Source organism: Comamonas composti DSM 21721 (assembly GCF_000429845.1).
GTDB lineage: Bacteria > Pseudomonadota > Gammaproteobacteria > Burkholderiales > Burkholderiaceae_C > Comamonas > Comamonas composti.
The window spans coordinates 269075-290257 of record NZ_AUCQ01000006.1 but is presented as its reverse complement, the minus strand read 5'-3'; the positions used below and the strand labels follow the sequence as shown (position 1 = coordinate 290257).

General features: G+C 61.7%; 23 protein-coding genes. 8 read left to right on the top strand and 15 right to left on the bottom strand.

The genetic code is table 11. From position 1 onward, the window contains the following. Positions 1–9 precede the first annotated feature (9 nt). Positions 10–504: a pantetheine-phosphate adenylyltransferase gene (gene coaD / locus G486_RS0106360; protein ID WP_027014787.1), complete on the top strand. Its 495-nt coding sequence runs from the start codon at positions 10–12 to the stop codon at positions 502–504. 158 nt (positions 505–662) lie between these two features. Here the strand turns inward: coaD and G486_RS0106355 are convergent, their stop codons facing one another. Together G486_RS0106355 and G486_RS0106350 are read right to left on the bottom strand one after the other, a co-directional pair. Continuing rightward, complete coding sequence (locus G486_RS0106355) at positions 663–989, bottom strand: BON domain-containing protein (RefSeq protein ID WP_027014786.1); 327 nt, start codon at positions 987–989, stop codon at positions 663–665. Positions 990–1078: 89 nt separating this feature from the next. Continuing rightward, entirely contained in the window at positions 1079–1459 is a 381-nt protein-coding gene (locus G486_RS0106350) for a hypothetical protein (RefSeq protein ID WP_027014785.1), read from the bottom strand. Here G486_RS0106350 and G486_RS24260 point away from each other — a divergent pair. Beyond that, the gene (locus G486_RS24260) at positions 1459–1728 is read left to right on the top strand and encodes a hypothetical protein (protein ID WP_169728579.1); all 270 of its coding nucleotides are present in this window, start codon (positions 1459–1461) and stop codon (positions 1726–1728) included. The two genes, G486_RS0106350 and G486_RS24260, sit on opposite strands and share 1 nt — an antisense overlap. Positions 1729–1879: 151 nt before the next feature. On the opposite strand, the gene G486_RS0106340 is transcribed toward G486_RS24260, so the two are convergent. Continuing rightward, complete coding sequence (locus G486_RS0106340) at positions 1880–3226, bottom strand: CHASE3 domain-containing protein (protein ID WP_027014783.1); 1347 nt, start codon at positions 3224–3226, stop codon at positions 1880–1882. A 140-nt stretch (positions 3227–3366) separates the two neighbouring features. Between G486_RS0106340 and G486_RS0106335 the strand changes: the two genes are divergently transcribed. Further along, positions 3367–3999 carry a response regulator gene (locus G486_RS0106335; protein ID WP_027014782.1) on the top strand — a complete coding sequence of 211 codons (633 nt, stop codon included), beginning with the start codon at positions 3367–3369 and terminating at the stop codon, positions 3997–3999. A gap of 121 nt (positions 4000–4120) precedes the next feature. Here the strand turns inward: G486_RS0106335 and G486_RS0106330 are convergent, their stop codons facing one another. The 4 genes from G486_RS0106330 to gpmA form a co-directional block, all read right to left on the bottom strand. Further along, positions 4121–4519, bottom strand: a complete 399-nt coding sequence (locus G486_RS0106330) for a response regulator (protein WP_027014781.1) — start codon at positions 4517–4519, stop codon at positions 4121–4123. Positions 4520–4644: 125 nt separating this feature from the next. Further along, a complete protein-coding gene (locus tag G486_RS0106325) occupies positions 4645–5397 on the bottom strand; it encodes a HesA/MoeB/ThiF family protein (protein WP_027014780.1) in 753 nt (250 codons plus the stop codon). Between the two features lie 89 nt (positions 5398–5486). Further along, a complete protein-coding gene (locus G486_RS0106320; RefSeq protein WP_027014779.1) occupies positions 5487–6923 on the bottom strand; it encodes a S41 family peptidase in 1437 nt (478 codons plus the stop codon). A gap of 122 nt (positions 6924–7045) precedes the next feature. After that, positions 7046–7789, bottom strand: coding sequence for a 2,3-diphosphoglycerate-dependent phosphoglycerate mutase (gene gpmA, locus G486_RS0106315; RefSeq protein WP_027014778.1), 744 nt, complete (start codon positions 7787–7789; stop codon positions 7046–7048). 194 nt (positions 7790–7983) lie between these two features. On the opposite strand from gpmA, the gene G486_RS0106310 reads away from it, so the two are divergent. The 4 genes from G486_RS0106310 (at position 7984) to G486_RS0106290 (ending at position 10565) form a co-directional block, all read left to right on the top strand. Then, on the top strand, positions 7984–8391 hold the full coding sequence (locus tag G486_RS0106310; protein ID WP_027014777.1) for a rhodanese-like domain-containing protein: 408 nt from the start codon (positions 7984–7986) through the stop codon (positions 8389–8391). Between the two features lie 85 nt (positions 8392–8476). Continuing rightward, positions 8477–8734 carry a glutaredoxin 3 gene (gene grxC / locus G486_RS0106305; RefSeq protein ID WP_027014776.1) on the top strand — a complete coding sequence of 86 codons (258 nt, stop codon included), beginning with the start codon at positions 8477–8479 and terminating at the stop codon, positions 8732–8734. A gap of 130 nt (positions 8735–8864) precedes the next feature. Continuing rightward, positions 8865–9323, top strand: a complete 459-nt coding sequence (gene secB / locus G486_RS0106295) for a protein-export chaperone SecB (RefSeq protein ID WP_027014775.1) — start codon at positions 8865–8867, stop codon at positions 9321–9323. Between the two features lie 231 nt (positions 9324–9554). Beyond that, the gene (locus G486_RS0106290; RefSeq protein WP_027014774.1) at positions 9555–10565 is read left to right on the top strand and encodes an NAD(P)H-dependent glycerol-3-phosphate dehydrogenase; all 1011 of its coding nucleotides are present in this window, start codon (positions 9555–9557) and stop codon (positions 10563–10565) included. A gap of 116 nt (positions 10566–10681) precedes the next feature. Here the strand turns inward: G486_RS0106290 and G486_RS0106285 are convergent, their stop codons facing one another. The 3 genes from G486_RS0106285 to lysA all read right to left on the bottom strand — a co-directional run bounded on the left by G486_RS0106285 (position 10682) and on the right by lysA (position 14127). Then, positions 10682–11701, bottom strand: a complete 1020-nt coding sequence (locus G486_RS0106285) for an isopenicillin N synthase family dioxygenase (RefSeq protein ID WP_027014773.1) — start codon at positions 11699–11701, stop codon at positions 10682–10684. Positions 11702–11778: 77 nt separating this feature from the next. Beyond that, on the bottom strand, positions 11779–12609 hold the full coding sequence (locus tag G486_RS0106280; RefSeq protein WP_034386765.1) for an ABC transporter substrate-binding protein: 831 nt from the start codon (positions 12607–12609) through the stop codon (positions 11779–11781). Positions 12610–12873: 264 nt separating this feature from the next. Continuing rightward, the gene (lysA, locus tag G486_RS0106275; RefSeq protein ID WP_027014771.1) at positions 12874–14127 is read right to left on the bottom strand and encodes a diaminopimelate decarboxylase; all 1254 of its coding nucleotides are present in this window, start codon (positions 14125–14127) and stop codon (positions 12874–12876) included. 104 nt (positions 14128–14231) lie between these two features. On the opposite strand from lysA, the gene G486_RS0106270 reads away from it, so the two are divergent. Beyond that, the gene (locus G486_RS0106270) at positions 14232–15143 is read left to right on the top strand and encodes a LysR family transcriptional regulator (protein ID WP_027014770.1); all 912 of its coding nucleotides are present in this window, start codon (positions 14232–14234) and stop codon (positions 15141–15143) included. A gap of 89 nt (positions 15144–15232) precedes the next feature. Here the strand turns inward: G486_RS0106270 and G486_RS21665 are convergent, their stop codons facing one another. The 5 genes from G486_RS21665 to G486_RS0106245 all read right to left on the bottom strand — a co-directional run bounded on the left by G486_RS21665 (position 15233) and on the right by G486_RS0106245 (position 20929). Further along, the gene (locus tag G486_RS21665) at positions 15233–16252 is read right to left on the bottom strand and encodes a fimbrial protein (RefSeq protein WP_051303204.1); all 1020 of its coding nucleotides are present in this window, start codon (positions 16250–16252) and stop codon (positions 15233–15235) included. 1 nt (position 16253) lies between these two features. Then, positions 16254–17054, bottom strand: coding sequence for a fimbrial biogenesis chaperone (locus G486_RS21660; protein WP_051303202.1), 801 nt, complete (start codon positions 17052–17054; stop codon positions 16254–16256). Beyond that, positions 17045–19486 carry a fimbria/pilus outer membrane usher protein gene (locus tag G486_RS0106255; RefSeq protein ID WP_051303200.1) on the bottom strand — a complete coding sequence of 814 codons (2442 nt, stop codon included), beginning with the start codon at positions 19484–19486 and terminating at the stop codon, positions 17045–17047. Before G486_RS0106255 ends, G486_RS21660 begins: the two co-directional genes overlap by 10 nt. A gap of 146 nt (positions 19487–19632) precedes the next feature. Further along, positions 19633–20355 (bottom strand): fimbrial biogenesis chaperone, encoded by a 723-nt coding sequence (locus tag G486_RS0106250; RefSeq protein ID WP_084455080.1) that lies wholly within the window; start codon positions 20353–20355, stop codon positions 19633–19635. Between the two features lie 70 nt (positions 20356–20425). Then, positions 20426–20929 carry a fimbrial protein gene (locus G486_RS0106245; RefSeq protein WP_051303198.1) on the bottom strand — a complete coding sequence of 168 codons (504 nt, stop codon included), beginning with the start codon at positions 20927–20929 and terminating at the stop codon, positions 20426–20428. Positions 20930–21183: the final 254 nt, after the last annotated feature.

Below are 21183 nucleotides of genomic sequence, written 5' to 3'. Positions count from 1 at the left end.
AGCAAGGACATGAGCCAGGAGTTGATTGCCGTCTATCCCGGAACCTTTGACCCCATTACGTTGGGGCATGAAGACGTGGTGCGCCGCGCAAGCCAGTTGTTCGGCCATGTCATCGTGGCCGTGGCCGCAGGTCATCACAAGAAGACCTTGTTCAACCTCGAAGAGCGCATAGCCATGGTCAAGGAAGTCGTGGCCTGTCATCCCCATGTGCGCGTCGAGAGCTTCGACGGGCTGTTGCGCGACTTCGTGGTCTCGCGCGGGGCCAAGGCCATGGTGCGCGGCCTGCGCGCCGTGACCGATTTTGACTACGAGTTCCAGCTGGCAGGCATGAACCGCACGCTCATGCCCCAGGTCGAAACCGTGTTTCTCACGCCCAGCGACCGTTACCAGTTCATCAGCAGCACCTTTGTGCGCGAGATTGCAACCCTGGACGGCGAGGTCGACAAGTTCGTCTCGCCGGGCGTGCACCAGCGCCTGCTGGAAAAGGTCAAGTCCAGCCGCTAGCCGCCAGGCCTGGACGTGAAAAAGCCGGGAATTACCCGGCTGGATCTCAGAGCGTGTTCACGATCTCTACACTGGCGCGCCGCGAGGAGATCGTGAACATGCTCTCAGGTCTGCGAAGACAGCCCCAAGGGCTGCTTCGCAGGCACAGTGTGCCGCGATCAGGATGCGGGCTTCACGATGATGCTGTTGCGCACATTGCGCACATTCTTCACGGAGCCGGCGATCTCGCCCGCACGGTTTTTCTCGGCAGCCGACTTGGCAAAGCCTGAAAGCTGCACCGTGCCATTGAGCGTTTCCACACTGATGGAGGTGGCGGAAACGGTTTTGTCCTCCGCCATTTTTGCCTTGACGGCCGTGGTGATGGCCGCATCGTCTACATACGAGCCCATGGTCTGCTGCTCCCGGGCAACCGAGCAGGCTGTGGTTGCGAGCACGGCCGTGCCGGCCAGCAGGGCGAAACTCAGGGCTCTTGCATACTTTTTCATGGTCTGGATCTCCTGACGCTGTGAGTGAAAAGATGGGACGCGGGGCAGGGAAACATGAATGTCCCCTGGAACTCTTGGTCGCTACGGGCCTATTTGCGCGAGCGCAGGCTCATGAAGAAGGCGGTGGCAATGGCGGCGCCTGCAGCGGCGGCAATCAGCACCGAGCGGCCTGGCTGCTCTATGACGTAGCGGGTCGTGGTGTCGGCCGCAGCATGAAGCTGGCGTCTTGCCCGATCCGAGCTGTCCGCGCAGAAGTTGATGCTGCGCGTGGCCCACTCCTGGGCACGGGCTGCGAGATCGTCGATCACAGGGTTGAGCTCGTCCTCAACGGCCTTGAGGCCTTGCTGAGCCTTGTCGACCGCATTCGCCGCAGCCTTGCGAGTGCTCTGGGCCGTGGCTTGTATGGTGTCCTTGGCAGCACTTTCGGCAGCTTCGGCGGCTTGGTGCACGGACTTCTCGGTTTGACTCATTGATTTGCTCCTTATGGCTTGGTTGGAATCTCAAGGATTCAAAAAGCAATCGCCATGTGCTCGGGCTTTGTCGAGCTTCTGACTGGGCGATGGCTGGGATGCCACGCAAGTGCATGGAAGGGATGGCGGCGCGCAAGAATGCTGGCGTCTGGCAAGAGCTTGACCAGAAGGGCTTGCAATCCATGACGCCAGGCCATGGCGGTGGCATGGACGGCGGCGAAGAAAAGGTTGTAGCGCATCGCTGTCCAGAAGTCACCTTGCAATTGTGAGCTTCAAGACGGTGAAGAGCCCGTATGGCTGGCGTTGCTGTATTTGCATGCCACCTACTTTAGGCAGACGCTCCCGCTTGGCTTGCAAGAGAGTTCTGCATTGGCTTGTCGGACCAGGCTTGCGCGCGGGGTAAGCACCATCGCGGCTGGTTCATGCGGCATTGTTCAGAGGAATGACCACGGAAATGGTCGTGCCCTTGCCCAGTTCGGAGGCCACGCTGAGCCGTCCGCCCGTGGCTTCGACACGATGGCGCATGCCGGCCAGACCATGGGACTTGGGCCTCATGCTCGTGACTTCAAAGCCCTTGCCGTCATCCTGGATCTGCACAGCCACATAGGTCGGGTAGTTGTGCAAAGAGACGATCACATGCTGGGCCTGGGCGTACTTGCCGATGTTGGTCAGAGACTCCTGGACGATGCGGTAGATGGTGAGCTGGATCGAGTCCGACAGTGTCACGGGCTCCAGGTTGGCCGTGACTTCCAGGGCGCTGCGCTCCGCGAACTCACGCGTCAGGATTTCCAGCGCCGTGATCAGCCCCAGGTTGTAGAGCGAGGAGGGACGCAGATCCTCAATGATGCGGCGCTTGAGGGCGATGCCGCTGTTGAGCGTCTCTATCAAATGCCGTATGCGCTCTGCTGCATCGGGGGCTGTGAGATCGACCTTGGATTTGAGGCGCGCCACATCGAGCTTGGCAGCGGTAAGCAAGGCCCCGAGTTCGTCGTGCAATTCGCGCGCCAGGTGGCCGCGCTCGTCCTCGCGCACCTGCTGCAGGTGGTTGGCCAGTTCGGTCAGGGTCGCGGTGCGTTCGCGCACCACGGCTTCGAGGCGGTTGCGCTCGTCGCGCTGTATTTCCTGCTCGCGCAGGCTGGCTCTCTGGAGGGCATGGGCCTGGCGCAGATACATGAAAAATCCCAGGACTCCCAAGGCCGTGACCGTGGCAATGCCGATGCGCGACAGGGCCAGCGTGTGCTCTATCTTGCGCTGATTGCGGTCGCCACGCTGGTCGAGGCTGGCGATCAGGTCTCGCGTATGGTGGCGGATCGCATCCATGTTCTCCATGCCCAGGTCGGTGAACATCACGAAGCGCCAGGCCTCCTGGTTGCCCTGGCGGTAGAGCTGCAGGCTCAGCTCCATCTCGCTCATCTTGCGTTCAATCTGGCGCGTGAGCGAGGTGAATAGTGCAAGATCCTGCGGGTCTTGCACAAATACCTTTCGCAGCGCCTCCATATCCTGATTGATGGCAGAAATGGCCTCGTTATAAGGCGTGAGATAACGCTCCTCGGAAGTGAGTAAATACCCTCTTAGGCCGGTTTCGGCATCCAGCATCAGGCGCATGAGCCAGCTGATTTTGGAGCGCGTGGCCTGAATTTCAGTCATTGCCTCAAGGGCATTCGTCGAGCGCTTATAACTGGTCTCGTTAATACTCACCATCAAAATCGCCGCCGTGATGGTCAATGTGAGGCTGATCGCGATCGTGCGAAAGTTTATCCAGCGCATATGCATCTTATTGCCCAGAAGTTGGGCCTCCACATTCTGCATAATCGTCCCGCGAACGATTAAGATCGTTCAGGCGCCTGCAACCGCCATTTTTGTATTTGCATGGCCGGTGTCTTGCCGGTTGGAAGAGAGAGGTATTCATGATCAGAATCGGCATTGTGGACGACCATGCGATTGTTCGCTCAGGGCTGCGCCAGTTCCTGTCGGAACATGTGGATCTGCGTGTGGTTGGTGAAGCGGCCAACGGTCGTGAGGCCATAGATCTGGTGCGCAATCAGGAGATCGACGTGCTGCTCATGGATTTGTCCATGCCCGGACAAAGTGGCATCGATGCCCTGGCCATGCTCAGGGCCAAGGCGCCCGATATGGGAATTCTGATTCTCAGTGGTTACCCTGAGGAACATTACGCCATCAATCTGATAAGGCAGGGGGCCAGCGGTTATCTGAACAAGGAGTGCGAACCCGAAGAGATTGCCGAGGCGATTCGGACCGTGGCTCTGGGGCGGCGGTATCTGACGCCTACGGTTGCGGATTTGCTGGCCCAGCAGTTGAGCCGCAAGGACGATGCTCCCGCCCATGAGCAGCTTTCGGAGCGGGAATTTCAGGTATTTCTCAAGTTGGCGCGGGGCGAGACGGCAGGCGATATTGCCAAGTCGCTTTCGCTGAGCGTAAAGACAGTGAGTACTTATCGCACGCGGCTCATGGAGAAAATGGGCCTGTCCTCGAACAGTGACCTGACCTACTACGCACTCAAGAACCGTCTAATCGATTAAGGCTTGAGATTTTTATCTTGCAAGAGAAAATCCATACTTCTGTATGGGTTTTCTGTGACCCGAATTTAGGGGCTTTAATTGTGTGTCGCAAATCATCTTTTGATCTGCTGTATGCACAAGCTTAGGCTGTCTTGAGCTGATGTCTTTGAGGCGGTTCGAGATTGATGCAGTAGTCCATGAGTGCATCGATCTCGTTGGACTTGTCAAAGACGGCATCCACTCCAAGCTGACTGCAGCGGCTGCGTACATCCGGTGTGACGTAGTTGCTGAGCACGATGATCTTCTGATGAGGCAGGCGCTCGCGGCAACTGGCCAGCACGCCCAGGCCGCTGCCTTGGCGCAAGAATAAATCGACAATCGCCAGGTCCCAGGCTTCTGGGTTCTTCTGAAGCCAGCTGGATCCCACGCTCTCGCTTTCGGCAATGCCCACAGACTCTACCCCTGCCAGCTCCTCGAGCGTGGCAATGAGGTTTTCGCGGATCATGGGGTTGTCTTCAACAAGATAGGTGCGCAACTTCACGGCAATGTCCAATAGGGAGGCATAGAAACCATCAAATCAAGCCTGACTTGCTTCAGCCTCCCAGCCTCTGGCAACAAGCGGGCGATTGTGCCAGTGTGTGGACCTTGTGATAAGTCAGTGAATTCCTACGCCTTGCGAGCACAGACAGGACAATCCAGTGTCCTATTGGTTTGCATGCTACTCCAATCTTGGCTGGCACTGTCGAACATAACCAGACGCCTGGTCGCAGGATGGCCGAAACCTGCGAGCAACTTTAACGCTTCGGCGGCCTGCAAGCTGCCTATCACGCCAACGACAGGCGAGAAGACTCCCATCGTGGAACACTGGATCTCCTCGAATTCAGCGTCGGGAGAAAACACGCAGGCATAGCATGCACAGTCGGGATCACGCGGGTCTATGACCATGAGCTGTCCGTCCAGGCGAAGGGCTGCACCGGCGACCAGCGGTATGCGATGGCGCACACAGGCTGCGTTGATCAGGTGGCGTGTGCGGTAGTTGTCCGTACAGTCAAGCACCACATTGGCCTGAGGGACGAGCTCGTCAAGCAAATCCTGATCGGCACGCCGCTGAACACAGGCCACGTTGGCTCCAGGGTTGATGGCCTGGACGGCTGAGCGTATGGACTCCACTTTGGCGCTGCCAACGCGGTCCGTCGTATGGGCAATCTGGCGTTGCAGATTGGTCATGTCGACCGTGTCGTCATCCACCAGGGTGATCCGGCCCACGCCAGCCGAGCCCAGATACAGGGCTGCGGGCGAGCCCAGTCCTCCTGCACCGATGATCAGCACATGGCTGGCGAGTATGCGCTCCTGGCCTTCGATGCCGATTTCGTCGAGAAGAATATGACGCGAGTAGCGCAGCAGTTGATCGTCGTTCATTGCATATCACCGAACTTTTGCCCATACCGGTCGGGCATGAAAAAGCCGGGCAGGGCCCGGCCGGCAACCATCGCTTTGGGGCGGGTTGCTCAGTTTTCCTTTTTCTCGGGCTCGCGCTCGGTCAGGGTCTTGCTGACCATCACGGGACGGCCTTTGAGCTGGTTCAAAGCTTGTTGCAGCTGGAAGTCCTTGTCCGTGCCGAACTCGGGCAAGCGGCGCTCGGCCAGCGGCTTCTTGGCCTCTTCCTCGAGGCGCTTGCGGGCTTCCTCTCGGGCTTTTTCACGCGCTTCATCCTTGGCTTCGTCGCCTTGGCCGCTGGTCAAGTGCTTTTCGAGGTCGGCTTCGCGCATGCGCAGAGCCGCATAGAGGTCGCCTTCGGCCGTTTCGTCGACCATGACGTCGGGCACGATGCCCTTGGCCTGTATGGACTTGCCGCTGGGCGTGTAATAGCGCGCCGTGGTGAGCTTGAGGCCGGTGTCCGGGCCCAGGGGGCGTACGGTTTGCACCGAGCCTTTGCCAAAGGTCTGGCTGCCCATGACGGTGGCACGCTTGTGATCCTGCAGTGCACCGGCCACGATTTCGCTGGCCGAGGCCGAACCTTCGTTGACCAGCACGACCAGGGGCAGGGTCTTGAGCGATGCCGGCAGGCGCTGTAGCGGATCTCCGGAGCCGCGGCGCGCATAGAACTCGGGCGAGGCCTTGTAGGTGGCCTTGCTCTCCGAGAGCTGGCCATTGGTCGAGACCACGGTCACATCGCTGGGCAAAAAGGCTGCAGAGATGGCCACGGCCGCATCCAGCAGGCCGCCGGGGTCGTTGCGCAGATCCAGCACCAGTCCCTTGAGCTTGGGCTCTTGCTTGTGGATTTCCTCGACCTTGCGCACGAAGTCGTCCACCGTGCGCTCCTGGAACTGGCTCAGGCGGATCCAGCCGTAGCCGGGCTCGACGAGCTTGCCCTTGACCGACTGCGTCTTGATCTCCTCACGCGTAATCGTCACCGGAAAGCTGCGGCTCTCGTCCTTGCGCAAGATGGTCAGCAGGACCTTGGTGTTGGGCTCGCCGCGCATGCGTTTCACGGCATCGTTGAGCGACAGGCCCTTGACGGCCGTATCGTCGATCTTGGTGATCAGGTCGCCGGTCTTGAGCCCGGCGCGAAAGGCAGGTGAGCCTTCGATGGGCGAGACGACCTTGATGAGTCCGTCTTCCTGGGTGATCTCTATGCCTACACCCACGAAGCGGCCCGAAGTGCCTTCGCGAAATTCTTTATAGGATTTTTTGTCGAAATACTGGGAGTGGGGATCCAGGCTGGAGACCATGCCCGATATGGCATCGGTGATCAGCTTCTTATCGTCCACGGACTCCACGTAGTCGGTCTTGATGAGGCCGAACACGGCCGACAACTGCTGTATCTCTTCCAGCGGCAGCGGGGCCATGGCGCCACGGGCCACGGTTTGTAGCGATACCGTGGTCAATGCTCCAGCGATCACGCCGATGGAGACCCAGCCTGCAATTTTGATTTTTTGACCCATATCACCCCTTTTGAGCGCTTCAATATACACCGAGGGCTGCAAAGACCCGTAAGCGCACTCCCTGTCTTGCAAGGAGTGCCGCAGCGGGCGCTTGCATCCGGTGAGGGCGTTCGAGCTGCTGCTTACGCCTTGCCCTGGGCTGCGACGGCAGCCGCGGCCTTGGCGGCGGCCTCGGCATCGCCCAGGTAGTAGTGGCGCAGGGGCCTGAGTTCGGCATCGAGCTCGTACACCAGAGGGATGCCGTTGGGAACGTTCACGCCGACGATGTCGTCATCCGAGATCTTGTCCAGGTACTTGATCAGGGCGCGGATGGAGTTGCCGTGGGCCGCGATCACGATGCGCTTGCCAGCCTGGATGGACGGGGCCACGGTTTCGTTCCAGAACGGCAGCACGCGTGCCACGGTGTCCTTGAGGCATTCGGTCAGCGGCACCTGTTCGGGCTGCAGATCGGCATAGCGGCGGTCGCCGCGCTCGCTGCGCGGATCGCTGGCTTCCAGCGCCGGCGGCGGCGTGTCATAGCTGCGGCGCCAGACCAGCACCTGGGCATCGCCGTATTGCTTGGCCATGTCGGCCTTGTTCAGACCTTGCAGGGCACCGTAGTGGCGCTCGTTGAGGCGCCAACTGTGTTCCACGGGCAGCCAGGTGCGGTCCATCTCGTCCAGCGTATGCCACAGCGTGCGCGTGGCACGCTTGAGCACGCTGGTATAGGCCAGGTCGAAGTCATAGCCCTCGGCCTTGAGCAAGCGGCCAGCGTTCCTGGCCTGTTCCACGCCTGTGGGCGTCAGGTCCACATCGGTCCAGCCGGTAAAACGGTTTTCAAGATTCCAGGTGGATTCTCCGTGGCGGATCAAAACGAGCTTGTACATGGGTTCTTTCTAGTCTGCAAAGCTGGGCGCGCGAAGGCGAAACGGGCATTTTAGAACGTGAAGCCGAGTATCCGGCCCGTGTGCTGTGCGCATGGCCGGCCAAATGCCCGGATCGCCTCCGCCATGGCATGGTCTGGGCAGGGGATCATGCGCTGGCTCTTAGAATTGGCCGATTTGCCATCCCAAGGAATGACGTGAACTTCATCATCGATAACTGGTATCTGTTTTTGGTCGCACTGGCCTCTGGCGTCATGCTGCTGCTGCCCGTGCTCAGGGGCGCTGGTGGCGGCTCGCTGTCGGCTGCGGGAGCCGTGCAGCTCATCAATCGCCAGAAGGCGGTCGTGCTCGATGTCTGCGAGCCCGAGGAGTTCGCTGCCGTTCACGTGAACGGCGCCAAGAACCTGCCCCTGGGCCAGTTCGAAGAGAAGCTGCCCTCGATGGTCAAGAACAAGGCCCTGCCCCTGGTGCTGGTTTGTGCCAAGGGTGGACGTGCGGTGCGCGCCGAGGCCCTGGCCAGAAAGCTCGGCTATGAAAAGGCCCAGGCCCTGGCCGGGGGACTCAAGGCCTGGCGCGATGCCGGGCTGCCGGTTGAAAAGGCATGAGCCTGCCCCAGCTATCTCCGGGTAGCCGCCTGTCTGCGCTCCGTGAACGCAGGCCGAGCCCAACCATTCATCAGGAAAGACCGTCATGCAAGCCGTGAAGATGTACACCACCGCTTTTTGTCCGTACTGCGTACGCGCCAAGCAGATCCTCAATTCCAGGGGCGTGGAGCAAATCGAGGAAATCCGCATCGACAGCGACTTGCAGGCGCGCGATCAGATGATGCAGATCACGGGCCGGCGCACCGTTCCCCAGATTTTTGTGGGCGACACCCATGTGGGCGGGTGCGACGATCTGATGGCGTTGGACGCCAAGGGCGGCTTGCTGCCGCTGCTCCAGGGCTGACATGGATGGCATTGCATAATGCAGGCCTTGAAGCCCGCGGCGGAGTACCTTCGCAGCGGGTGTTTTGTTGGTGAACTTCCAGGCGCTCTGGTCATGGTGACCGGGGCCACTCTTCAGAAAGACTGATTTCATGGCCGAACAGGATTCCCCCGTCTTCCAGATCCAGCGCGTCTACCTCAAGGACTTGTCGCTGGAGCAACCCAACTCGCCCGCCATCCTGCTGGAGCAGGAGCAGCCCAATGTGGACATCCAACTGGGTGTCGAGGCCACGCCCGTGGCCGAAGGCGTGTTTGAAGTTGCGGTGACGGCCACCGTGCAGACCAAGATCCAGGACAAGACCGTGTTTCTGGTGGAGGCCAAGCAGGCCGCCATCTTCGAGATCCGCAATGTGCCCGAAGACCAGATGGGTCCCGTGATCGGCATCGCCTGCCCGCAGATCATCTACCCCTATCTGCGCAGCAATGTGGCCGACGTGATCACGCGTGCCGGCTTTCCGCCCGTGCACCTGGCCGAGATCAACTTCCAGGCCATGTACGAGCAGCAGCAGGCGGCAGCTCAGGGCGAAGGCAACGGCTCCCTGCCTCAATAAGCCTCGTGCCAGAGGCTGCAGCTCTTGCCTCGGGCCGGGGCTGCATGTGATACAACAAAAAAAGGCCCTGGTGGCCTTTTTTTGATCCAGACCATTTTTTGCCGTTCGCCGGGGCCCGGCCTCTGAGTTTCAGACCCGATCAAACAATGACTTTGTCGCCTGCACTTGCGGTGCGCAATGGATCTGGAACTGGAATGGGTCCGGCGCGGCGCAAGCTCAGCACTGCACGCCATGAAAATTACCGTCTTTGGAGCCGGGGCCTGGGGCACGGCCCTGGCCATGAACGCCTCCACCCCGGCCCAGGGCCATGAGGTGCGGCTGTGGGCGCGCGATGCGGCCCAGGCCCGGTCCATGCAGGCGCAGCGCGAGAACGCACGCTATCTGCCGGGGCTGGGGTTCCCGCCCGCACTGCAGGCTGTGGACGGCGAGGCCCTGACCCATGCGCTGTGGGCCGATCTCATCGTGCTGGGCGTGCCCATGGCCGCGCTGCGCGAATGGCTGGCGCTGTTGCGCGAAGTCCGCGTGCCCGTGGCCTGGCTGTGCAAGGGCTTCGAGGCCGTGGCCGCAGATGCTCCGGCCTCGGCCCATGGCCTGCTGGCCCACGAGGTCTGCCGCCAGGTGGCGCCCGGTCTGCACTGCGGCGTGCTCAGCGGCCCCAGTTTTGCGGCCGAGGTCGCGCGCCAGCAGCCCACGGCCCTGGTCGCGGCCAGCCGCCATGCCGAGGTCGGCGAGCTGCTGGTCTCGGCCTTTCATGGCGGCGCGATGCGTGTCTATGCGAATACCGACATTGTGGGCGTGGAGGTCGGCGGTGCCGTGAAGAACGTGCTGGCCATTGCCACCGGCCTGTGCGACGGGCTGCAACTGGGCCTGAATGCGCGCGCAGCCCTGATCACGCGCGGGCTGGCCGAGATGACGCGCCTGGGGCTGGCGCTGGGCGCGCAGGCGCGGACCTTCATGGGCCTGTCGGGCCTTGGCGATCTGGTGCTCACGGCCACGGGTGATTTGTCGCGCAACCGCAAGGTCGGCCTGCTGCTGGCCGAAGGCCGGACGCTGGAGCAGGCCGTGGCCTCGCTGGGCCATGTGGCCGAAGGCGTCTACAGCGCGCGTACGGTGCTGGCACGTGCACGTCTGGCAAAGGTGGAGATGCCCATCACCGAGACCGTGGTCGATCTGCTCGATGGCCGCCTGGCCGTGGACCAGGCCGTGCAGCGCCTCATGGCACGCGATCCGCGCGGCGAGTGAGCCAGAAGACTAGTCAATTTGATAGCTGCTAGCGCCTTCTCCTCCTGGATTTCAGATGTATTCATATCTGAAACATAGATGTAGCAATCGCTGGCAGCTATTGTTTTTTCTGATTCTTACAGCACGCTCTGGACGAGCTGGGGGAAAACCTTGGACACCTTGCCCAGCAGATAGTCGCCATAGCGACCGCTGAAGGCATGGACGTTGGCCTGGTCCCAGCGCTCGGCGCTGTCATCGTGGGCCGGTGCGCCTGCCAGGTCGGGAATGCGCTGCACGCGGGCCTCGAAGTGCGGGTCGAAGAACAGCGGAAACGACAGTCGGTTGCGGCCAGAGGTGTTGCGCTTGACGCGGTGCGGCGTGGATTTGTAGAGCCCGCCGGTCATGCGGTCCAGCATGTCGCCGATGTTGCACACAAAGCTGCGGGCCACGGGCGGTGCATCCACCCAGCCCGCAGGCGTGCGCACTTCCAGGCCGCCGACCTCATCCTGGCGCAGCACGGTCAGCAGGCCGTAGTCGGTGTGCTCGCCCACGCCCCAGGCCACGTCCAGGCCCTCGGGAACCTGCTGGCTGGGATAGTTGAAGAGGCGAAACAGGATCAGCGGATCGGCCGTATAGCGCGCGGCAAAGTAGTCGGCGGGCAGCCCCAGGCTGAGCGCAATGCCTTGCATCACGCGGTGGCCGACTTCGGTGACCGCAGCCATATAGGCCAGAATGGTTTCGCGCAGGCCTGGCACCTCGGGAAACAGATTGGCACCGTGCACGGGCGTGCCGCTGGCCACCAGCGGGTGCTCGGGCCCGAGCTCCGTGCCCAGGTACAGGCCTTCCTTCCAGTCGGGACGGCCCGAGGTCAGCTCTCCGCCCAGCGGGAAGTAGCCGCGCCAGGCGCGCCCGCCCAGCTCCATGCGCCAGCGCAGCTTCTCGGCCTCGGGCAGGGCAAAGAACTGGTGGGACAGCGCATCGAGCCGCTGCACCAGCTCCTCGGGCACGCCATGGCCCGTGATGTAGAAAAAACCGTGCTCGCGGCAGGCCTGGCCGATGGCCTCGGCTACCTGCTGGCGTGCGCGGCTGCTGGCTGAGGCCTGGATCAGGGGCTGGATGTCGATGATGGGCAATGCGTTGGCGTGGAGCTGGCTCATGGCGGTCGTGCAGGAAATGCGCGCGCCCCCAAGGGGCGCACACCGGGTGGAATGTCTTGGGGGCGCTGCGGCCGCTCTTATTCGGCGACTTGATCGGATTCGAACTTGAAGCTGCGCTTTTCAAAGCCCGAAGCGGTGCCGGGGCCATACCACTTGAAGAAGATCTTTTCGGCCTCGCCTGATTGCTCCAGCTCGCGCAGCGTGTCATCGACCACGGCCTTGAGGTCCTTCTCGCCCTTTTTGATGCCCAGGGCAAGGGCTTCGGTGCTCAGGTTCTGGGGCAGCACCTGGAACTGGGCCTTTTGCGCGCCCAGCTTGGCATAGCTGCGCAACAGCGCGGCCTCGTCGTCCACATAGCCCACGCCCTTGCCCTGGCGCAGGGCCAGAAAGGCCTGCTGGCTGGTGTCGAAGGTCACGACCTCGGCGCCGGGAATGGCCTTCTTGATGTTCGGCTCCTGGGTGCCGCCACGAATGGTCAGCACCTTTTTGCCGGCCAGCTGGCCGATTTCGCTTATGCCGCTGCTCTTGGCGACCACGGCCTTCTGGCCGGTCACAAAGGTGGTGAGCGAGAAGTCGACCTGGGATTCGCGCTGCTTGTTGTGCGTGAGGCCGGCCGCAATCAGATCCACATGGCCTTGCTGCAACTCGGGGATGCGCGCGGCCACGGCGATCTGTTTGAGCACGGGCTTGACGCCGATCTTGCTGGCCACGGCCTTGGCCAGATCCACCTCGTAGCCCACGATCTGGCGTGTCTTGGGATCGATGAAGCTGGCGGGCTCGTCCGTGCCCAGCACGCCCACGATCAGCTCGCCACGCTGCCTGATGTCCTGCAACTGGTCGGCCTGGCTGGCTGCACCGGCCGTGGCCAGAGCCGTGGCCAGAAGAAGATGGGTCCAATGAGCTCGCATACAAATGTCCTTTTCGAATGGCGGTCAGGCCGGTCAGAGGGCTGGCTGGCAGAGCGGCTAGCTTATATCCATAATATTTTTGTCTTAAATATTGTTTTTTAATAACCAAATATCGTTTTTGTAACGGCCGCGAGTCCATGTGCCGCATGGCCAAGCTGCTGGCGCACTGGCGCCATAGGTCGGCGGCATGAAAAAAGCGCCCTGCCCGCTGTGCATGCGGGCAGGGCGCTCTGGGCTGAACGGGTCAGGGGCGGCTGTGGCGGACTACAGCCCCAGCTCCAGCGCCAGCAAGTCCTCCACGCTCTGGCGCCGGCGTATGAGGCGTGTGTCTGCGCCATCGACGAGTACCTCGGCGGCCAGCGGGCGCGTGTTGTAGTTGCTGGACATGGAGCTGCCATAGGCGCCCGCATCGTGGATCACGAGCAGATCACCCACCGAGGCGCCCGAGAGCGCGCGCGGCAGTACCACGCCGCCATCGCCCTGGGTGAACACATCGCCCGATTCGCACAGGGGGCCGGCAACCACGCTGTCGCGTGCGGGCTGTTGCCCGCCGTCGCGGCGCAAAATTTCCATGCCGTGGTAGCTGCCGTACATGGACGGGCGCATGAGCTCATTGAACCCCGTATCTACAAGGACAAAGTGATTGCTGCCCGCGTTCTTGGTGGCGCGCACCTGGCCCAGGAGCACGCCCGATTCGGCCACCAGAAAGCGTCCGGGCTCGATCTCCAGGCCCAGGCTGTGGCCCAGCAGCCCTTCGGCCTGCCTGCGCGCCGCATCCCACAGGCCGTGGTAGTGGGCCGTGTCGATGCGCGCCTCGCCCGCGCGGTAGGGGATGGACAGGCCGCCGCCGGCCGAGATCGCATGCAGGTCGTGGCCGGCGGCCAGTGTGCGCTCCACGAGCTTCACCATGGCGCCGCAGACCTCCTGCAGATGACCATAGTCCACGCCCGAGCCTATGTGCATGTGCAGGCCGGCCAGCACCAGACCTCCGCTCTTGATGGCGGCCAGCGCCTGCTCGAGCTCGCTGTGCCAGATGCCGTGCTTGCTGTGCTCGCCGCCGGTATTCGTCTTGTTGCTGTGGCCGTGGCCAAAGCCGGGGTTGATGCGCAGCCAGACCGCGTGACCCGGCGAGACCGCTGCCAGCTGATGCAGCATGTCGATGGAGCCGGCATTCACCGGGACCTGGTGCTCGGCCACGCAGGCCAGCGTGGCCTCGTCCATCACATCGGCGGTGAAGACGATGTCGCTGGGCTGGCCGGCTGCATGGCCGGCGCTGTAGCCGGCCGCGAGGGCGCGCAGGATCTCGCCGCGCGAGACCGCATCCACCTTCACGCCCTGCTCGCGCATGAGCCCGAGGATGTGGATGTTGGAGCAGGCTTTCTGGGCGAAGCGGATCGTGTCGAAGGCCTTGAGCTCGGCAATGCGCGCACGAATCGTGGCCGCGTCATAGACCCACAGCGGTGTGCCGTAGGTGTCGGCGAGCTTCCAGAGCTGGGCGGGGAAAAAGGAATGGGACATGGTGTCTGACAGGAATCGAATCTGGCACCCATGGTGCCCGGCTTGAGGTATTTGATCCAATGCTTGTTTTTTTATGGGTCATTCAGAATGGATATGCTAAAGCCATGATCCAAACCATGGCCTCGCGTATCCATCACCGGCATCTGGAGGTGTTTCGAGCCCTCATGCTCAGTGGCAGCGCCACGGGGGCGGCGCAGATGCTGTTCAGCTCCCAGCCCACGATCAGCCGCGAGCTCGGGCGGCTGGAGCAATTGCTGGGCTATGACCTGTTCGAACGCGCCCAGGGGCGCTTGCGGCCCACGGCAAGAGCTTTGTCGCTCTGGGCCGAAGTGCAGCGCAGCTGGCAGGGGCTGGATCGCGTGGTCGAGCATGCGCTGGCCCTGGGCCTGCCGCACCAGGCAAGCATCAGCGTGCTCAGCCTGCCTGCGCTCAGCCATGCCTTGCTGCCCGGCGCTCTGGCCCGGCTGCACCGGGAGCATGGGCCTGTGGCTGTGAGCGTGGCAACGCAGGAGGGGCCGCTGCTCAAGGAGTGGATGGCGGCCCAGCGCTTTGACCTGGGGCTGGCCGAGCAGGCCGATGCGCCGCCGGGTACGCGGGCCGTTTCCCTGCCTGCGATGGACGAGGTCGCCGTCTTGCCAGCTGGCCATGTCCTGGCCTGCAAACCGGTGCTGGCCGCAGCTGACTTCGCGAACCTGCCCTTTGTGAGCCTGGCCCACGACGACCCTTATCGTGCACAGATCGATGCCGTGTTTGAACAGGCCGGTGTGACGCGCGAGCTGATGCTGGAGACGCACAGCGCGGTTGCCGTGTGCGCCATGGTGGCAAAAGGCCTGGGCCTGGCCATCGTCAACCCGCTCACGGCCAGGGCCTGCATGGGCCAGGGGCTGGTGCTCAGGCCGCTGGCTTTCTCCATTCCCTTCCAGGTGCATATGCTGCTGCCTTTGCACCGGCCGGCCGTGCAGGAGGTGGGCTGGCTGGTGCAGGCCATGCAGGAGGAAGCGGTGAACACGCTCTGAGCCCTGCTGCACTCAGCGCCGGCCTGCAGCTCTTCTTTGCGGCGGGCGCCGCACCGCACATTCGGGGATCGAGAGGGCTCGTGAACCGGTTATTTATAGTAGAAGTCCACGGTTGCGGCCGCGTTGAACTCGCCAGCCTTGGGTTTGCTCGCGTTCCAGACCAGTTGCGCATTGAACTCGCGAGTGACCTGGGTTTGCTGGTTCATGGGCATGAACTCGAAAGGCTTGCCGAAGATAATCGGCCGATTGAGCCTCTTGTCGAAGATCTTCACAGCAACCCCATTGTTGTCACGCGGAATCAGCATCTCCTTGGAGGTCGAGGTCGTCGAGTTGTCTGCGGGCTCGAAGATGATATCCAGACCATAGGCTGCGCTTGTGCACTGCTTGGTCGCACTCACCGAGAAGCTGCGCTCATCGATGGTTTTCCCGACTTCGGCCATGTGCACAAAGCCGGTGTTGAAATTGATGAAGTTCGGGAAGATGCCCATGGCCACCGAGCAGTTCACATAGCGTATGTTGTTGACGCCGCTCAGATACATGCGGAAGTTCCGCGCAGGCGTGGCATTCATGCCGCCCACGCCATCGAGCTGGAACGCAATCATGGGGTTGGGGACATTGGCCAGAGGCCCTTCGGGCGGTGTGCCCGGCGGCAGCGGCCCCACCTTTTTCGAGATGAAGTAGTTGTAGACGAGCGTGAAGTATTTGCGCTGGCTATAGCAGCCGGTGTCCGAGGCACAGCCCGGAAACGTCGAGTTGGGAATCATCACGCGGCACATGGACAGGGCCGAGCAGCGATAGTCGAAGCTGTTCAGGTTGACCCCGAGCTCCACATTCGCCCCCATGTTGTTGTAGGGGTTGAGGTAGAAGTAGACGCTCTCTTGCGGCCCCACCTGGTCTTGCCAGCAAACGACGTTCAGCACCTGGGTCTGCGAGCGCCACAGCACGCTGTTCCTGGGCAGGTCCAGGGGCACGGCGACAGTGGTTTGAATCGAGTCGGTCTGGGTGACCGCTCCTGTGGTCGTGGTACATGCAAGGGCGTGGCTGGTGCTGTGGGCCAGCAGCACGAGCAGGATGCTCATCAGCTTCAGGAACAGGTTCATGGTACTCATCTCAAACTTTACGGATCAGGCCGGGTTGGCCCGCATGCAGGCTCACTTCGTAGAGGATTTCCCGGCCGCTGTCGCTCACATAGCGGTAGCTCATGGAAGCGGTGGTGGCGGTGCAACCCTGGATGCTCTGCCTGAGCGTGCCGAAAGGCTCGACCATCAGGTGGGAAATGTTCTGACCGCAGGGCTGGCCTGAAGCATCCAGGGCCGCGATCTCGACCAGGGTTGCGTAGTAGGGGCTGGGGTTGTGGATCTCCACCATGCCGGGCGAGGCATCGGCTGGCAGTTGCCAGAGCAGCGCATCGCGCACGGCCTCGGGCGGGACTTCAAGACGCGGGCGGTAGAACAGCTTGAAGCGGTGCCTGGCCGCGATGTGCATGCCGGTCTCGCCCTGGGCGGTGTCCGGGGCCTTGGGCGGTACATCCAGCACACTCAGCAGAAAAAAGCTTTCCCTGTCGCCGGGCAGACCCAAGCCTTGATAAAACACCTCCACGGCGGCGGTTTCGTTGGCTGGTATGGGTAGCAAGGGGCGGGAGACCGCCAGGGGCAGGTCCGCATCGCTTTGCGCGGTAGTACCGGGGCGGTCCACTGAGATCTGCACCAGGGCCTGGGAGTCGCCGCCGTTGTGGATCAGCATGGTGCGCCGTGCTGCGCCTTCGCTGAGAAAGTAGCGGTTTTCATCAAAGCTCAGCGGTCCGGCCTGTACGGCCGTGGCCGCGAGAGCCGACCAGGCCATGTAATGCAAGAGCCGGCGGCCTGCGAGCAGCACCTGGTGCAGGGCGGCAGGAGAGGTCTTCAGCGACATGTGAGATCCAGCTTGTCGTAGTAGCGCTTGGGGTCGCGCTCGGGCAGGGCATAGGAGGCCTGGCACTGCTGGCCTTCGCCCCATGTGATCTGCAGCTCGCCCTTGTCCTCGGCGACCAGCACCAGTGCCTGCCCGTGGTGGTCGACCAGGCCCAGGCTCTTGCCTGCGGCATCGAGCACCTCGGCTCCCAGCGGCAGCCGCTGGCCCTGGGCATCGCTCAGGCGCAGTTGCACACGTCGTCCGGTAAAGCCCTTGAACTCGGCCTTGACGATGGCGCCACGGTGCGGCACCACGGTTCTGGTCAGCGAATCCAGCTCCACGTCGGCACCCAGCGAGCCGGAGTCCAGGCGTATGGTGTTGAAGCGATAGGGCTGCGTGGTCGGGTAGACCGCATAGCCATTGGCAGCCGTGCGCGCCAGGCCGTTGCCCAGGCCCACGCCTTGCACGCCATCGACCTGGACCAGGGCGAAGCCATCACCCACATCGCGCGAGAAGTTGAGCCCGCCGGCATGTGCGACGATCGCGCCCCGTGCATTCAGGCTGGTCGACAGATAGTGGTCTCCGGCGCCCAGAGAGGCTCCCAGGGCCACGGCGGGAAGCTCGGCTCCGAGGCCGGCCGAGCCCGAGACACGGTGATTGCGGGTGCGCGTCATCTGCGCGGACAGGTTGACGTTTTCATGCTCCGGCATCTGTCCGTAGACCGAGGCCGACATGGCGCCGCCATCTTCCGTATGGTCGTAGCTGGCCGACATTCTGGGCGCGCCGCCGTTCTTGCCCAGAGGCACGGACAGGGTCAGCATGAGAATGTTGTCCTTGCGTCTGTTGAGGCCGTAGAGATTGCGGGTATGGGACAGACTCAGGTTGTAGGAGATATTGCGCCATGTATTGCCGTAGCCGGCGGTCACGGAGCTCGAGGTCTCGCCATTCCAGAACGACTCGCGCTGGGCGTTGAGGTAGAAGTTGCCGTAGCGCTCGTTCTGTCCCAGGGACTGGGTGATGTTGAGGTCGAAGCGGGCGCGCGAATGCATGCTCGCCACGGTATAGGCGTGGTGCAGGTTGTAGAGGTCGCGCACATGGCCGTCCAGGGTGCGGTAGCCGGAGGTCGAATAGCGGTAGGCGGCCAGCGTGACGGTGGTGTTCGTGTGCGTGAGGGTCTTGGCGAACAGCCCGCGTATGCTCTGACCCGTGAGCGTGCGGCCCTGCTGACGGCTGAAGGACTGGGTGATGTCCACGGAGATCGCCCCGATGGGCGTATTGCCGCCCAGGCCGAGGTTCAGCGCCTGGAAGTTCTCGGCCACCTGCGCACCACTGGTCACCGACAGGTCCTCGGTCAGGCCGTAGGTGCCGGACATGGAGGCGAACACCGGAGTGTCCAGCTCCTTGTTGTTGGATTTGTAGCGACCGATCTCCGTGCTATAGCGCAAATAGCCTTTGCGCACCATCAGGGGCAGGGCGGAGAACGGCTGCAGATAGACCCGGCGGCTTCCATTGGCCTCGATGATGGTGACCTCCAGGTCGCCGTTGGAGCCGCTGGGATAGATGTCCTTGAGCAGGAACGGGCCCGGCGGCACCTGGGTGCTGGACAGCATGTAGCCGTTCTGGCGTACCTCGACGGTGGCATTGGTCTCGGCCACGCCGCGCACGACAGGCGCATAGCCGCGCTCGCTGTCGGCCAGCATGCCCTCGTCGGAGCTCAGCTGCACGCCCTGAAAGCGCACGCTGTCGAACACTTGGCCATTCGAATACAGCTCGCCCGCCGACGCCTGGCTTTTCAAGGCCATGACATCGCGCTGCACAAAGCTGCGGTTGCTGCTGAACTTGGTGCTCTGGTGCTGGTTGCGCATCAGGCTGGATTCGTTGCGCAGCCGCCAGCCGCCCAGGTTCAGGCCGTTGCTCAGGCCAAGGAAGAAGCTGCTCTGGCCTTCGCCGTGGCGCAGGTCATGGCGGGCATTGGCCTGGTAGTTGACGAAGCCTGCGTTCACGCCGCGGTCCCAGTAGCTCGAATCCACGTAACCACGGCGTGCCTGTTCGAGATACATCTGGGGAATGGACAGGGTCAGGCGCAGTTGTTCAAGCTCCAGCGCGGCCACGGCCTGGGCATCCAGCAACTGCAGGTTGACGCACTCTGCAGCGCCTTGCTCCACCAGGGCATCGAGATAGCGGCGGGCCAGACCTATACGCTGCAGCATGTCCAGCGTGATGCAGGGCTGCAACTCCGAGGATGGGGGTGCACTCTTGAGCTCGACCTTGAGGCGCCCCACGCCGTCGCCATTGACGATCGTGTCCAGGTCATAGGTGCCGGGAAGCACGCTGGCCTGCCCCTTGCCTATGCGGCTCAGGTCCGAGTGTCCTGCGCCCCGGATCAGGCTGGTGTCGTAGCCACCGGATTGCTCCCTGACGAGCTCCGGTGAATCGACGGCATTATTGGCCAATGCAATCCAGGGAGAACTCAGCAGCAGAAAACCTAATAGAGTCGGCAGGCGCTCAAAATGATTGAGCGCATATTTGCAGATATACACCTGAATCCCCGGAAATGCATTTGACCAAGCTTGAGATGAAATCTCAAGCCGGTTCAGATTTATTGGTTGACACCTTTTTGAGGATTGCCTTCAATCAGTGTCGTTTGATAGCGGTCATGGGCTCCATAATCATTGACCGTGGAGTATTTGATCGCTTGGTTGTTGCGCAGTGCGGCCTGCTGTTCATTGCTCAGGGAAATATCCTTCATGGAGTCTGGGGGTAGCACCAGTGCATCCATCAGGCTTTTACCTGAAAGGCTCAGATCGATAACCGTGACGTGGAACATGCTGGGATTGCTCACATGGAGTTTCCCTTGGTCAAGCTTCCATTCAATGCCTGAATTGGCGGCCAGCGAACTTCCCTGTATTTCCTTGGGCCTGTAGAAAACCTTGATTCTCTGCAGTACAGAAAATCTCATGGCCGTGGTTTCTTCGCCTATCTTGGGAATCTCCTGGACATTGAGCCAGAGCATGGATTCCCTGTCCTGAGGAAGTCCTACTCCCTCGTAGAGAATACGGACCAGCTGTTCCGCACCACCATTGACCTGGACCAGCTGGGGCGTGAGCGAAAAGTGCTCGACCGTATCGTCGGCAAAAGCCGGTGTCAGCCAGGACTGGGCAAGAAACTGGTTTCTCGGATCAAGATTCCTGATGCCGAATGAGGACTCGTTCTTGCCGTTTTGAATGATGACGCGGGAAGTATTGAGCACCATGGTGGCCTGGGCTACCGGTGCAGTAAATACCAGGCATGCCAAGCCGATCTTTAAAAACATGCCTCGCATGCGTATTTCCCTCTTTTGGAGAAGCCACCATGCAGCCGCATGGTGACATTCACTTCAGCAGCTGCTGGGCTTATTGGATTTCCAGCACGAAAGGCAAGGTGGCGTTGGCCTGGCCGGCGCTGGGCTGGCCGGCGCCGTTTTGCACATAGGCTGCGCTGAATTTCACGTTGACCTGGGCACCGGCATCGACGCTCACGTTGTCCAGCAGCTTGGTGCTGGTGAGGTCGTAGGCATTCGACGAGCTGCTGGAGGGGTACAGCGCAATGCCCACGTTCTGTGCATAGCCTTCGTTGGGCACGCCGTTGTTCACACGCATGACGTGGCCGGTAGCGTCCACTTCGGCCTGGCTGGCGTTCAGGGTCATGGAAACCTTGGCGTCGTTCTTGCAGACGACGTTGAAGTCGCCTTGCGACAGGCCGGCACCCGTGGTGAAGATGGGGGCGGCAACCGTACCCACCTGGGCCGTGTTGATCGTGCCCATGGAAACCAGGACCGAGTTGGTATCGCCAATCGACGACTGGATATAGCAGCTTTCAGCGCTGATGGCACCCTTGAACTGAATCGTGCCCTTCATGCTTTCTGCTGCATTGGCAGAGCCGATTGCGGCGAAGCAGCAGGCGATGGCGCTAATAGCGGTATAGACTTTTTTCATTTGAAACCTCATATATTTGACTCGAACCGGAACTCCAAAAGCATCATAGATTTCAGCTTGGAGTGAAAAAATTGTAATTAGAAAAAATGAGAAAGATACAGTTCCTGCTGAAAATCAGAATAGTCCTAACTGGTCGAGATCTTGAGTAGCAGATGAATCATTTCCTGTGCTTAGGA